This is a genomic window from Candidatus Blochmannia vicinus (assembly GCF_023586525.1).
GTDB lineage: Bacteria > Pseudomonadota > Gammaproteobacteria > Enterobacterales > Enterobacteriaceae > Blochmanniella > Blochmanniella vicinus.
Genome location: NZ_CP097763.1, coordinates 100084 through 115185, shown reverse-complemented (window position 1 = coordinate 115185; position 15102 = coordinate 100084). Strand labels below are relative to the sequence as shown.

The following is a 15102-nucleotide window of genomic DNA, read 5'->3' as shown; positions in this document are numbered from 1 at the left end:
AGATTATTTAGTTTTGTATGTATATATTTTAACAAATATATAAATATCATATGGGTTATATATTTTTGATTTTATTAATTTTTTATTTTATATTTAATGTATATTGATTATTATAATTTTTATTGTGTTTATTTACGACGTATATTTGTATATATTATGCCCATATTTAGCTGTGTTATGCATATAATAGTTAATTGTTTAATTAATTTAATTATGAAGTTAAGCACAAGTGTTGAATTTGAAAATATTGAGGGTAACTAATTTCTATTTTAGTACATAAATAATTTTTATTATCTTCATACATCAATTGTAGTTATTGAGGTACTTTAATAAAAGTAATATGTAGTTTCACTAAATGTTATCATCAGAATTTTTATTGGTTGATTTATTTTTAATTGAGTTATACAGTTTTTTACATTGAAGATTAAAAAATTTTTATAATAAAGGACTTAGGAAATAAAATAAACGTTCAATAACGCGTTCCCAATAAGGACGGTTAGCCCATATTTGAGGATCAATTACTCTAGAATGAGAAATATAGTGTTGTTGTGTTTTTTCTAGTTCGTTACTAAATTCTTGGCTGTCAATAACTAAAGTAATTTCAAAGTTTAGCCATAGACTGCGTGTGTCTAAATTTACAGTGCCTATTAGACTTAATTGCTGATCAACTAGTACGCTTTTTACGTGCAATAGTCCATTTTGGAATTGATGTATTAAAACGCCAGCTTGTAATAACTCGCTAAAAAATGCTCTACTAGCCCAATTTACTAGTAGAGAATCGTTGTGTTTTGGAATAATGATATGTACTTCTACTCCTCTTTGTGCTGCAGTGCAAATAGCATGCAGTAGATCGTCGCTAGGGACTAAGTATGGAGTAGTAATTATAAGTTTTTTACGAGCTTCATATAATGATATGAGTAATATTTGATGAATTATTCCTTCTGGACATCCTGGTCCAGAAGGAATAATTTGAATGGTGTGGCCTGTTGGTATTAATTCGTGAGCTGCCATTACGCGAGTATTTAACAATAATGGTAGTAGCACATGTTGTCCTGTTTCAATTTCCCAATCAGAAGAAAATATTATACTCATAACTGAAGTAGCAGGCCCATCTATTCGAACCATGATATCAATCCATTGTCCAACTCCTATATTTTTTTTAAATAATTGTGGATCTACCATATTCATACTGCCAGCATAGGCAATATGTTCGTCAATTAATACCATTTTTCGATGTTGGCGTAAATCCATTCGTCGCAAAAAGATTCGTAGCAAATTTACATGCAGCGCTTCTACTACATTGACTCCAGCCTGTCGCATTATATTAGGATATGAACTGTTAAAAAAACTAGTACATCCGGCAGAATCTAGTATAATTCGACACTGAATGCCTCTTTTAGCTGCCATGATTAATTTTTTTATAACGTGATCTACTAATCCTCCAGACTCCCAAATATAAAATACCATATCAATACTGTGTTGAGCTAATTCAATATCTTTAATTAAAGAGGCAATGGCATCATTAGTTTTTCTAAATAATTGTATTTTATTACCTTTTAGAGCGCCTATCCCTTGACGATGTTCACAAAGCTTAAATAATGATGTAGCAATTGCACTGTGTTCAGTTGAAAAAATATGTTTATAGGTTTTTAATATTTGTATTCGACGTACAGTAGACAACCATGCTATTCTACTCCTACTAGATCGTTGTTTACCAAGATTAGATTCTCCAAATAGCAGATATGTAATCACACCTATTAAAGGTAAGATATAAATTACTAATAGCCATGCCATAGATGATGGAACTGCTCGACGTTTTACTAAAACTCGAAATGTAACTAGTGCGATTAATATCCAGTAACTGCATAAAAAAATACAATTAAAAATGGTATACATCGCGATCATGATTATAATAAATCTCTATTTAGAATTTTTATGGAATGTTTTAAAAAAGGCTGCTGTTCGATTATTATTTGAATTTTTACTTTGTGATAAATCTTATAATTGTATAAGAGACTTATATATCTATAATTATCAAATTTTAATCAGTAAAATATATTGGTTAAATATTAATAAATTTGTATCAATAATATTTGATTTTGTTATGTTTTTATAAACCATAAAATGTATGATAGTTGTATGAAATTTTTTTGTACATTGAATAAATAAATAGGTTAATTATAATAATTAGCAATTTTTGTGCATAGGTAATTAAAATTTTTTAGTTTATTATTAACGTTAAATTAGTATATAGTCAAAATTTAAAACTTGATATATATGTTTAATTAAAATTTTTTGATTTTAATTAATTATTTTTGGTTTTATTAATATTTTTAGAAGAAAAAACGTACTTATCTATTCAATGAATATAAAAGATTATTTTTAAATAATTATTCACGTACATATATGAAAATTATAAGAATGGTCATATAAATAAACGATACATATTTAAGTAAATTTAAACTGAATACTATATATAATCGTTTACCATATGTAATAAAAGAAACATGCAGAATATAAATGTGTTTTTTACATATAAAGTGATAAAAATTTTTTAAAAAGTATTAAGGAGCGTGATAGCGAATAATTTATTGTACAAAATAACAAATTGTTTAACTTATATAATCTAATATGAGTTTTTTAAAAAATTTAATTATAAATAATTATCGGCGTATTTGGTACAGATTGTATGTGTCAATTTATTTTTGTGTTTTTTTATCGTGTATTATGCATATAATTATCATGAATATGTTGTCGCGCCAATTTTCTCATGTTGTTAATAAGTCTATTTATATAGAAAAGTCTAAAACATTTACACTATCGTTTCTGAAACTTGATCAGATTCCTTGTGTCTCATCGGAAGAAGATCAGTCATTAAAACTATTAAAAAAAAATCATAATAAGTCAAACCTAAAAACTATAACGAATCCAAAACAACAACAAATTGTAAATAATTCTAAAAATATATTAGATTCTAATAAAAATTTTCTTGTAGCTGAAAAAAACAATATTGATCTTTCAGAAGTTACAAAAAATTCTATATCTTCTTTTAAAATAAATCATAATCAGAGTTATGTATCTTCTTGTGTGATTGACCGCATATATCCTGAATATCCTAATAAAGCAAAAATATTAGGTATAGAGGGGATAGTTACTGTACAATACAATGTTAACATTGCGGGTAGAGTGGATAACATACGGGTATTATCAGCTGTTCCTACTGGTATATTTGAAGAAAGCATTAGATCGGCCATGCGTCGTTGGGTATATGAAAGTAATAAACCAGAAAAAGATTTAATGATTACTTTTAAATTTTTTTTAAATTCTAGTAAAAATTTTAGCGATTGACACTATAATAATTAAATGGTTGAAATACTTATATATTTTATACCGAATAAAATAATGATTTTAATTAAGTGAATTTATAAAAATAAATATGGAACAGTATTTAAAATTAAAAATTAATAATATTGAATTGTTATTATTTTATGAATATTAATAATTTATATTGCCTTAATGATCATGTATAAACGATATAGGTATATTAAAATAATTACGGATAATGCATTATTAAAGCTATTTACAAAAATTTTAGTAATAAATATCCAATAATAATAATGATGGAATAAAATTGACATCAATATTGTTTTAATTAAAAACCATAGCAATATTGGTGGTGTAATTAAATGAAAATTACGATAACTTATTTTTATACTAAGATATATGGCATCCATGATGGGTAAATTATCAGTAATGACAATAACTGGAGTTAAACTTATAATAATTGCTAATGCAATGCCCGGAATAATTGCTATTATAAGTCCTAATTGCACAAATAATGTGGTGCAAAAAATTAATAATAAGAATTTTGGAAATATTAGCATTGCTGATGCAATAATATTTCCTATGTTTAAATGCTGATTACTTTCATTAGTGGTAGATATTAGATGTAACATAGTTAATATATTTCCGAATAAAAAGGTACTGCTCAAAATTTTAGAAATGCTATTAGCTGCAGATAATCTGAACAAAATACACTGCTGATCTACTGATAACTCTTTGATCACGTTATGTAGTCCTATTCCAACAAAATTATTCATGAATATAAGTTCTTCTTGTTTTGGTAAAAAAATATAGTCCAAACAAGCTTGGATTAACGTTGTAATCAATATGAATATTGTGATTTTAGTACAATAATTATGAATGAAATTCAATACATCTCGAGATAATTTAATTAGCATAGTTTCTATAATTTTTTCTCTAAAAAATATTTTTTGAAAATAAAAAATCATATTTTTAAAATGAAATTAATAAGATATGATTAAATTATTTTATAATTTTTTAATAGCATTAATAGTTTATAATAAAATCGAATATTTTTATTTTGATGCTCCATATTTCGTATAGCGGATTTTAATATCGTTGTTATTATAATTAGTAATTACATATTTTTTATTGATGTTAAGTGCTTGTTTTATATAAGAATTAAATGATACCTATCATATATAAATTTAATTTATATGAGAATACATAGACATTTTCATCAGACGTACTAACTTTTTTAATTGTTTTAGCGTTAATTCTAGATTAGATATATTTTCTGCAATAATTCTTGCAATTTCAGAACCGGAAATAATACCAGAGGTGCCTAATGATAGTGATTTTTGTGCTTGCAGTGGCGTATGCATGCCAAAACCTTGTAAGATAGGTATTTTTTTTTCTTGTTTTTGAATATATTTAATTAAATTATGTAAAATAGCAGTATTAATTGTTTTTTTATTAATTTCAATTCCAGTTACTCCAGGACGGGATAATAAGTATATATATCCGGATCCTTGTTTTACAATTTTATGTATTAATTCTTCAGTAGCATTAGGTGGACAAATAAAGATATGTGCTATTTGATGCTGTATAGCAGCTTTGTAAAATGGTAAGCTTTCTTCTATAGGAAGATCGGGAATGAGTATGGAATCTATATCTAGTTCTGCGCAACGTGAATAGAAATTATTTATTCCATTTTTAAAAACTAAATTTGCATAGATTAATAACCCGATAGGTAAATTTGGATATTTGTTACGAATATTTCGTAATATGATAAAACAACGTGAAAAATTTATACCTGATTTGAAGGCCCGTGCTATGCTTTTTTGTATCACAGGTCCATCTGATATAGGGTCAGAAAATGGTATGCCTAATTCTAATGCATCAGAACCTGATGCAATTAAAGTATCTACAATATGCATAAAAGAAACAGTATTTGGATCTCCTATAGTAATAAAAGGGACAAACGCTCCTGATTTATTTTGATTTAAACGTGTAAATAATGCTTGATAACGATCCATTTTATATCTCTCTTTGTTTTTGTAATACATTATTAACTGTATAAATATCTTTATCTCCACGTCCAGATAAATTAACTACTAAGATTTGTATTTTATTTGGTTGTTTTTGAATTATTTTTAGCGCATGTGCTAAAGCATGAGCGGATTCTAGGGCTGGAATGATTCCTTCATGAGCGGATAATTGCTTAAAAGCTTCTACAGCTTCTATATCATTAACAGATACATATTTCACTCGACCCGTTTTTTTTAGGTAAACGTGTTCTGGTCCAACAGATGGGAAATCGAGACCAGCAGAAATAGAATAGGAATTTTTTATTTGTCCATCTGAAGACTGTAAGATTGAAGTTTTCATGCCAAAATGAATTCCTATATGTCCATGTTGTAGAGCAGCACCATGATATTTAGTATTTATTCCCAAACCCCCGGCCTCTACACCCAACAACTGTACTGATGGTGCATCAATAAAATCAGAAAATATTCCGATAGCGTTAGATCCTCCTCCTACGCAAGCAATAATTGCATCTGGTAAACGCTGTTCACATATTTGTATTTGCTTATGTGTTTCTTTTCCAATAATACGTTGAAATTCTCTAACAATTGTAGGAAAAGGATGAGGGCCAGCAGCTGTCCCAAGCATATAATGAGTATATTCATAAGTTTTAGACCATTCTCGCATAGCCTCATTACAAGCATCTTTTAAGGTTCCAGAGCCATGATATACTGGGATCACTTGTGTACCCATTAATTGCATTCTTAAAACGTTGAGTTCTTGACGTTTTATATCTTTAGATCCCATATAAATACGACATTTTAATCCTAAGAGAGATGCTGCAATAGAGACAGCAACTCCATGTTGTCCAGCACCAGTTTCAGCAATTATTTCTTTTTTACACATACGTTTAGCTAGTAAAGCTTGTCCTAATACTTGGTTAGTTTTATGAGATCCTCCATGTAATAGGTCTTCACGTTTTAAATAAAGTTTAGCGCGCGTTCCTTTTGTTAAGTTTCTGCATAATGTTAAAGGAGTGGGTCGTCCAGCATAATGATTTAAAAGATATTTAACTTCTTTTTGAAAAGTAGGATCGTTTTGAGCTGATATAAATGCTTCTTCTAATTGAGTAAGCGCTGGTATTAGAATTTGTGGGACATACATACCTCCAAATTCACCAAAATAGGACTGTAATTTTATCATATTAATTATATTTAGCTCCCTTAAAATTATCTTAAATGCATTGATTGTTTAATAAGAGTTTAGTATTTGAAATATTTTTATAAGTTTCTTATGATTCTTGATACCTGGTCTAATTTCAACTCCTGAATTAAAATCTAAACCTAAACAACCTATACGCGCTGCTTTTGTACAATTATTTATTGTTAATCCTCCTGCTAAAATTACTTTTTCTAATTGCATATTAGAAAGAAGCGACCAATCAAAAGTTTGTCCGCTACCTCCGCCATTATCTGTTAAATAGCGGTCTACGTTTAGTATATTACATGATAATAAAGGTCTGTGATTCATATTAATACTTTTCCATATGCGACATGTAATGGGTAATTGTTTTCTTAAAAGATTAATATAATTTTGATCCTCTGTGCCATGTAATTGTACTGCTGATAGGTTTAATATATTTACTATATTGATAATATAGGAGATAGTAGCATTACGAAATACACCAACATAGCTTAAATTTTTTACATTAGAAACAATATGTTGCGCGGTAATGATATTTATGTAGCGAGGTGAAGTAGAAACAAAAATTAATCCTCCATATATTGCTCCTAATTTATTGGTAATATAAGCATCACTAATTCGAGTTAGTCCGCATATTTTATTCTCTCCTAAAATTAATTTTTTGACCGCTATATCAATATGTGGTTGAGACATTAATGTTGTTCCGATTAAAAATCCATTGACATATGGTCTAAGTTTTCTGATTTTACAATAACTATTAATACCAGATTCACTAATTATTGTTATTGTACTGGGTATATGTTTACTGAGAGTGATAGTACGATTTAGATCAACGGAAAGATCATGTAGATTACGATTATTTATACCGATAACTTTAGCTCCTAAATATTTAGCACGTTGTAATTCATCTTCGTTTATTATTTCTGTCAATACACCCATACGTAACATATGGGTTATTTGAACTAATTTTTGATAAGTTGCATCATTTAAAATTGATAGCATTAATAAAACGGCATCAGCCTGATGTAACCGTGCAAAATAGATTTGCCATTCTGAAATAAAAAAGTCTTTACATAATATTGGTTGTTCTACGATGTTACTTACTTGTTGTAAAATATCAAAGCTTCCGTGAAAATATTTATCGTCAGTTAATACTGAAATAACTGAGGAATATTCTTTATAGGTCTGGGCTATTTGGACAGGGTTAAAATTATTACAGATAATACCTTGAGAAGGTGATGCTTTCTTACATTCTAATATAAATATTGTTTGTTTTTTTTTATTGGACACAGCATGATAAAAATCACGATTACTTACTTGTGTCTTACTTTTTAAAATATATAACGGGTGTCTTTTTTTTTGTTTAGTTATCCATATTTTTTTGTGTGATAAAATTTCATCAAGTATTGTGTATTGCTGCATGATTTTATATCCTATTTTTTGATAAAGATAACAAACGAGCGTACGGAATACCATGGTGTATTTTGTCGAGAGCCAATCGTGTGTTATCACGTAAATTATCATATCCAAATAATTTTAATAATAATGCTACATTGGCTGCTATTACGGCTGAATGCGCAGGTGTTCCTTTTCCTTTTAGTAAATTAATCATGTATTCGTGAGCTTGGTTTCTTGAATGACAGCGTAGTTTTTCTATTGGATAAGAGTCTAATCCAAAATCTGATGCTTTTAAAATATAGTTGTTTATTATATCATCGTGTAATTCTGCTATATGAGTAGGAGCATGTAATCCTACTTCATCTATTCCTCCGCAATGTACTACTATTGCGTGATGATATTTGAGTAATTGCAATACTTGAGCCATAAGTGATAATAATTCTTTTTTATATACACCAATCAGTGTTAATGAAGGTTGAGATGGATTAATTAGTGGTCCTACTATATTAAATAGTGTGGGAGTTTTTAATTGTTTGCGTATAGGCATGATACGATATAAGACTTCGTAGTATTGAGGAGCATATAAAAAACATATACCTAATTCATCAAAATTTTTACGTGCTTGTTGTGCATCTTTTTTTATATGTAAATTATATTTTTCTAAAAAATCCATTGATCCTGTTAGACTGGATATACTGCAATTGCCGTGTTTAATAATTTTTGCGCCACAAGTTGAAGCAACAATAGCGCTTGCTGTAGAAATATTAATAGTATTACTATTATCTCCTCCAGTGCCTGTGATGTCTGAAAACAAGTTATTTGGACGAGGAAAGGGTTTAGCATGAGTTAATAACATTTTTACAGCGCCTATTATTTCTTCGAATGTTTCCCCACGTGTTTTCATACTAATAAGTGCAGATGCTATTTGTATAGAAGATATTTTTTCTTCTATAATGTTATAAAATAGTGTTTCACTTTGTTTTTGGTTGATGCTTTTACCTTGATATAAAGTTTCTAGAATATCTTGCATATTATTTTTTTCCTTGCGATGAACATATTGCCCATGTGATAGTTTGTTTAATGAGTTGTGTGCCATGAGTGGTTAAAATGGATTCAGGATGAAATTGAAATCCACAAATTCGATCAGAATCATTACGCACTGCCATTGCTACGTGTTTATTATAATGAGCAGTAATTTTTAAATTATTTGGTATATGATTACCTATTAGCGAATGGTATCGTCCTACTAAAAAAGGGTTTGGTATGTTAGAAAACATGGCTAGATTATCGTGGTATATTAAAGAGGATTTGCCATGAAAAATTTTTTTTGATTGAGATACATGCCCTCCATAAAATTCTATAATAGCTTGATATCCTAGACAAATTCCAATGATTGGAATTTGTCTAATTAGTTGTCTTATTAGCTGCGCCATGCACCCAGCCTTACTGGGAGACCCAGGGCCTGGGGATAACATTAAAATTGGGTCTATCATATTTGATAGTGTGTTTATGATGATTGATATTGGTAATTGATTGGTATATACCAAAACTTTATGTCCATTATCACGTAATTGATCAACTAAGTTATACGTGAATGAATCAATGTTATCGAGTAATACTATGTTGCTCATTGTTAAAATAACTCCTCAGAAGCATGTGCTATAGCAATAGCACGTAAAACAGCCCGAGCTTTATTACGACTTTCGTCTACTTCTGATTGAGGTACGGAATCTATCACTATGCCAGCTCCTGCTTGCACCGTAGCTATTTGATTCGTAACATAAGCCGATCGGATAATAATGCATGTATCTAAACTTCCAGAACCGGTTAAGTATCCAATAGCGCCGCCATAAGTATTACGCCGTGTACCTTCTACTTCGTAGATAAGTTGCATAGCTCTAATTTTAGGCGCTCCAGTTAATGTGCCCATATTCATGCATGCACGATAAGCATGTAATACATCAAGATCATGGCGCAATTCTCCTACTACTCTAGATACTAAATGCATAACAAAAGAATATCTATCTACTTTTAACAAATCAGCTACATATCGACTCCCTGCTTTGCAGACACGTGCTAGATCATTTCTTGCTAAATCTACTAACATTAAATGTTCTGATAATTCTTTATGGTTTAAGCGCATTTCTAATTCTATGCGGTTATCTGAATCTGTATCTAATGATCCGTCGACATGATAAGTTCTAGCTCGTGTTCCGGCAATGGGATAGATTTCAATTTGTCGAGTATCCGCATTATATTTTAAAGAACTTTCTGGAGAAGCTCCGAATAGTGTAAATATCGTGTCTTGCATAAAAAACATGTAGGGACTGGGGTTGTTAGTTTTTAGTATGTGGTACGCTGCTAATGGCGAAGGGCATGGAAGAAAAAAACGTCGTGAGGGTACAGCTTGTAAAATTTCTCCTTGACGTATAGCTCGTTTTATTTTACGTATAATTTTTTTATATTTTTCGTCACTTGGATGGCAACGTAGTATCATATTGTGTACTTTTTGAGATGGAATAGTTGGAGGAGGTGTTTGATTGAGTTGGGTTTTTAATTGGTTCATTCTATTTTTTAATCTATTTTTTTCTAAAGTGTTTGAAGTAAATAAAGTACTTTGTAATAAAGCGGTATGTTGTTGATGATCAAAAACTAATAATGTTTCAGCTAAGTAGAAACAGTAGTCTGGACATTTATAAGTATTAATTAATTTAGGAAAAGATTCAAAACAAGATATTAAATCATAAGAAAATAGACCGCCTAAAAATATGGCTTTAGGAGCATTTTTAAATGGTTGTGTTATCATTAGCAATGATCGTAAACAGTCAAATATTGAGATTGATCGCAAACGTGTATCTTCATCAATCATTGTTTGTATTGGCGGGAATATCAATTTGATTTTATCAACAGTTTTATTAATTTTTACTTGTATTGGGAAAGCTTTTCCTAATAATGGGAGTAAACTTGCACCATTTTTAGTTAGAGCTTGTATGGTGACATTTGCACCATAAGCAGTAATACGTAAGGCACTGTCAATAATCATCATGCTTTCTATGTTATGTTTTTTGTTAATTTCTGATGATTCTAATAATAATGTCGAATTACGGTGATTACATAATTGGTTAAAAATTGCTGTAGGGTTAGAATGATAACGTACTTGAATATTTAAACATTCTATATGAATTTTTTGAAATTCCATTATTTAATTTTTCCAGTTGTTTATTAGGATCCCATATATATTAACGGTTTGATTGAAATATTTTCAAGCATATTAAACATTCTAAATAACTGTTTAATTAGTATTAAATGGTTAGGTAGCAGAATATTTAGTTTTTTCCTGATATGATTATGTGTCTATTTTATAAAAATATGAATCATCTTAGTATTACTATTTTTTTAATGTCAAATAACGATAACTGAAAAAACAGTAAAAACTGTTTATTGAATATAATTTTTTTATGTATTACAACGAGCGATTGTATGTTGTGATTTTGTTTATAGTATAATCGTTTTGATAAAAATAAATACGAAATTGTATTGAATTATTTTTATAATATATATTATTGCATTCTTATGTTATTTATGGGGTTTTATAGAAATATTGTTATAAGAAATCTTTATAAATAAAATTTTATAAATACATTGAAATAAACAATCATAATTATATAAAAGTAAATACATATACTATATGTATATTTTTTGATTATGTAAGTTTATGTTATATTGTAATTTATAAATCACTATTATTTTTGGATCTATATAAATTTGAATCATAATTATTATATAATTTTGAATTAAATATTATATAGTTTTTATTTTAGTTAATGGTGTAACTAAGAAATTAATAAAGATTAAAATAAAGGATTAATAAAATAAAAATTATAATTTTTATTTTATTTTTACAAATTTAATATTAGTTAAATAATATTAATATAATTATAAAGAGATATGATAATAGGTAATTAAAATTTAATAAAAAAATTTTAGATTATTAAATATTTATCTAAAGTTTAATATTTATTTTAACTGAGAAATGGTTTTGAGTTTATATATTTAATTTTGGATCAAGCATATAATTAAATATAATTTGATAAAAATTATATTTTGTAAAAAATAAAATAAAATTAATTTGTTTGTTTTTATTTTTTATTTATATGCATAAGAAATTTATTTCGAATTGATAGGCTAGTTGTTTTAGAAATATATTAATTATTATTAAATTTAAAAATGATTTTTTAAATGTTGATAGTATATATCAAAGATGTGATTTATTTATTGAGAATATGAGGTATTTTTAATTTTTATAATAAAATGATGATTAATAATAATTATAAAAATTTTTATTTTATTAATTTTGAAAAATTGTCATGATTACTTTATTATAGATTGTTTTGTGTTCAATTGGTGTGAAAATATAGCTTATGTATAAGTATGTATAGCAAATATGTCACTCAAAATGAACAAGGTTCATGACACAAAATATGTATTAAATACTGTTTAATTATATAAAATAAGTTGTTGGAAGTTTTTATGGTGTCCGAGATATATATTGGTTACTAAGATTCTAGTATAGATAAAAATATATTTTATTTTAATAAGCAATTTAAAAATAGATGTGTGGAAATATCATCTATTTTAAAATAGAACTGTTTTTGAATTGATAAAATATTTTAAGATATCTGTTAAAGTAGATGCTATTTTCATAGCATTCAATATATTTTCAGATAAAGTTATGTTGTTTAAGTATATATATGCAATACAGTAATTAATTTATCTTTTATTAGATAACTAAATTCAATATAAATTTTATGATAATTATGTCTAAATATAGACATACAGTTTAATGTATATATGTAAAATTTATTTTAGTAAGTGTAAGAGCAGTTAATAATAAAAGCTATGCTTGTATTAAGTATATATGATATAAAATTTAATTTGTTAAACAAATTGGTCGTTAATTATATAAATGGGTATTTTTAATAAAAATTTTGATTAATTTTATTATTTGGAGAATTTATATTTGTAATATTATTTGTTTTAATCGTGATTATATCTATCTTAAGAAACGTAAAATTAAAAAGAGTAAATTATAAAAATTTTTATGATCAATTAATGTAATTGCATATATTTAATCTAATTTTAGATATGGTTAGTTATTATTTTAGTGTTATTAGAATTATTTTTTATATGTCTTAGATGGGAAATAATATTATTTATTATAAATAGAATTTGTAACTAAAAATTATTTTTTTAGAATCAATTTTTAATTGAATTGTAGATTTAAAAAATAAGGGATATAGATCGATACGGGGAAAATATACTTTATATAAATTAATATAATCTAATAGATTTTTATAGAAAAATAAAACGTGATTATATCGAATATAGATATTTTATTTTATTAAATAAACAATATTTTATTTAAAAATTATAAAAATGACAAAATCAATATTTTGATCAATTTTATGTAGATGAAAGGAACTAATTTTATATGAGAAATTAAGTTAAATATTAAAAATATAAATTGTTTAATTGTAATAGATTATTTATATTCATTTTTAATTGGTTGCATTTTTAACACTATTAAAAATAATTTAACGGTGTTTTAAATATAATGTTCATATGGTAATTATATATAAATTCATCTATTTAAATAAAATGAATACATACAAACACATCATATATGATCATATTATTTATATAATTTCATATGTGAATTAATCATAAAATAGTTTTATATCAAAGAATCATTCAGCTCATTCTGAGACACTATATGAGAATTAATATTTAATTATATTAGGTTTCTTATTTCTTATTAGTTATGAAATAAATGTCCTAATTTAAATGCTTTAGTATCCAAATATCTAGAATTTTCTGGATTTCTTCCTACTATTAACGGAATTCGTTCTGTGATGTTAATACATGATGTATTTAAAATTTCTACTTTTTTTGGATTATTTGTTAAAATACGTATTTTTTTTACAGATAATAATTTTAAAATATCTGCACAAATAGTAAAGTCTCGTTCATCAGGAGCAAATCCTAGACATTGGTTTGCTTCTACTGTGTCAGCTCCGTTGTCTTGTAATGCATAAGCACGAATTTTATTCAACAGGCCTATGTTACGTCCTTCTTGTCGATGATAGATTAAAATACCACGTTTCTCTTCTGTAATACAATACAATGCTGTTTTTAGTTGAAATCCGCAATCACAGCGTGAACTGAACAGGGCATCACCCGTTAAACATTCGGAATGTATTCGTGTTAATACTGGATCTGATCCGGTAATATTTCCATATACTAATGCGATATGGTTATGCCCGGTGAATTTTTCTTCGAATCCTACTACTAAAAAATTGCCCCAAATTGTTGGTAATTTTGCTTCTGTTACACGCCTAAGTCGCATATTTGTACCTCTCTAAAGATGTAATTAATAATGTGTTTTATTAAAGAATAGATAGTTTCTTAATAGTCGTATCGTAGTAGAAAATATGTCATATTATATAATATCTATATTATGGTTATTTGTAGAACAATATATTTTTAGTGAATAAATGAATCATTTAGTATATATGATAATGGTATTGTGATATGTGTAATTACCAAAGTTTATTATGATAAATATCATATGTTTTATTTGTATAAAATATCTATATACTAACTGTATAAACGTTTTATTATCAGCGACTTTGTTAAAGCTATATGTAACAGATAGCATTAGTTAAATAATAAAGATTATATTATATAGTTGTAAATATGAATGTCTTTTTATAAATGATAGAATCATAATAGTAGAATATACTGACGAGAGATTATGAATATCTATGATAGATTGTTGATTTAGGATAAATTTTTTAATATATAAGTAATACGTAAATAATTGGCATTTATTTTTTGTTATAGTTAATAATTGTGGATTACATTAGATATCTTGATATTTAATTATATTTTAATGAGAATAAGTGTTATTAATACCTAAAGTATCGTATGTATTTTAATTTTATTTTAATGTATAAACTAGTATAGTAATCAGAAAACAGATAATATTTATTGTTTTAACTATATGATACTATTGTAATTTTATATATTTTTTGTTTTTTAATATTATTATTAAGATACAAATGTATAAAAATTATAAAGGATAAATAAACAAAATTGCTAATTTTTGTA

Annotated in this window: 10 protein-coding genes; 1 reads left to right on the top strand and 9 read right to left on the bottom strand. The window is 26.6% G+C overall.

Annotated features, from left to right (window positions below; all coding sequences use genetic code 11):
• Window positions 1–435: 435 nt before the first annotated feature.
• A complete protein-coding gene (gene cls, locus M9408_RS00505; protein ID WP_250257264.1) occupies window positions 436–1905 on the bottom strand; it encodes a cardiolipin synthase in 1470 nt (489 codons plus the stop codon).
• Window positions 1906–2727: 822 nt separating this feature from the next.
• Here cls and M9408_RS00500 point away from each other — a divergent pair.
• Window positions 2728–3348, top strand: a complete 621-nt coding sequence (locus tag M9408_RS00500; protein ID WP_250257263.1) for a TonB family protein — start codon at window positions 2728–2730, stop codon at window positions 3346–3348.
• A gap of 155 nt (window positions 3349–3503) precedes the next feature.
• On the opposite strand, the gene M9408_RS00495 is transcribed toward M9408_RS00500, so the two are convergent.
• From M9408_RS00495 to ribA, 8 genes are all read right to left on the bottom strand, one after another.
• Window positions 3504–4241 (bottom strand): YciC family protein, encoded by a 738-nt coding sequence (locus M9408_RS00495; RefSeq protein ID WP_250257262.1) that lies wholly within the window; start codon window positions 4239–4241, stop codon window positions 3504–3506.
• A gap of 270 nt (window positions 4242–4511) precedes the next feature.
• Entirely contained in the window at window positions 4512–5342 is an 831-nt protein-coding gene (gene trpA / locus M9408_RS00490) for a tryptophan synthase subunit alpha (RefSeq protein WP_250257261.1), read from the bottom strand.
• Between the two features lies 1 nt (window position 5343).
• Window positions 5344–6534: a tryptophan synthase subunit beta gene (gene trpB / locus M9408_RS00485; RefSeq protein ID WP_250257260.1), complete on the bottom strand. Its 1191-nt coding sequence runs from the start codon at window positions 6532–6534 to the stop codon at window positions 5344–5346.
• 48 nt (window positions 6535–6582) lie between these two features.
• Window positions 6583–7956: a bifunctional indole-3-glycerol-phosphate synthase TrpC/phosphoribosylanthranilate isomerase TrpF gene (gene trpCF, locus M9408_RS00480; protein WP_250257259.1), complete on the bottom strand. Its 1374-nt coding sequence runs from the start codon at window positions 7954–7956 to the stop codon at window positions 6583–6585.
• Window positions 7957–7960: 4 nt separating this feature from the next.
• Window positions 7961–8962: an anthranilate phosphoribosyltransferase gene (gene trpD / locus M9408_RS00475; RefSeq protein WP_250257258.1), complete on the bottom strand. Its 1002-nt coding sequence runs from the start codon at window positions 8960–8962 to the stop codon at window positions 7961–7963.
• A gap of 1 nt (window position 8963) precedes the next feature.
• On the bottom strand, window positions 8964–9563 hold the full coding sequence (locus tag M9408_RS00470; protein ID WP_250248790.1) for a glutamine amidotransferase-related protein: 600 nt from the start codon (window positions 9561–9563) through the stop codon (window positions 8964–8966).
• Between the two features lie 2 nt (window positions 9564–9565).
• Window positions 9566–11131 carry an anthranilate synthase component 1 gene (locus tag M9408_RS00465; RefSeq protein ID WP_250257257.1) on the bottom strand — a complete coding sequence of 522 codons (1566 nt, stop codon included), beginning with the start codon at window positions 11129–11131 and terminating at the stop codon, window positions 9566–9568.
• A 2616-nt stretch (window positions 11132–13747) separates the two neighbouring features.
• Window positions 13748–14338 carry a GTP cyclohydrolase II gene (gene ribA, locus M9408_RS00460; protein WP_250257256.1) on the bottom strand — a complete coding sequence of 197 codons (591 nt, stop codon included), beginning with the start codon at window positions 14336–14338 and terminating at the stop codon, window positions 13748–13750.
• Window positions 14339–15102: the final 764 nt, after the last annotated feature.

Bases quoted from the DNA above. Each gene is read 5' to 3' on its own strand.
- M9408_RS00465 (WP_250257257.1), bottom strand. From the start codon at position 11,131: ATGGAATTTCAAAAAATTCATATAGAATGTTTAAATATTCAAGTACGT.
- cls (WP_250257264.1), bottom strand. From the start codon at position 1,905: ATGATCGCGATGTATACCATTTTTAATTGTATTTTTTTATGCAGTTAC.
- ribA (WP_250257256.1), bottom strand. From the start codon at position 14,338: ATGCGACTTAGGCGTGTAACAGAAGCAAAATTACCAACAATTTGGGGC.
- trpCF (WP_250257259.1), bottom strand. From the start codon at position 7,956: ATGCAGCAATACACAATACTTGATGAAATTTTATCACACAAAAAAATA.
- trpA (WP_250257261.1), bottom strand. From the start codon at position 5,342: ATGGATCGTTATCAAGCATTATTTACACGTTTAAATCAAAATAAATCA.
- M9408_RS00495 (WP_250257262.1), bottom strand. From the start codon at position 4,241: ATGCTAATTAAATTATCTCGAGATGTATTGAATTTCATTCATAATTAT.
- M9408_RS00470 (WP_250248790.1), bottom strand. From the start codon at position 9,563: ATGAGCAACATAGTATTACTCGATAACATTGATTCATTCACGTATAAC.
- trpD (WP_250257258.1), bottom strand. From the start codon at position 8,962: ATGCAAGATATTCTAGAAACTTTATATCAAGGTAAAAGCATCAACCAA.
- trpB (WP_250257260.1), bottom strand. From the start codon at position 6,534: ATGATAAAATTACAGTCCTATTTTGGTGAATTTGGAGGTATGTATGTC.
- M9408_RS00500 (WP_250257263.1), top strand. From the start codon at position 2,728: ATGCATATAATTATCATGAATATGTTGTCGCGCCAATTTTCTCATGTT.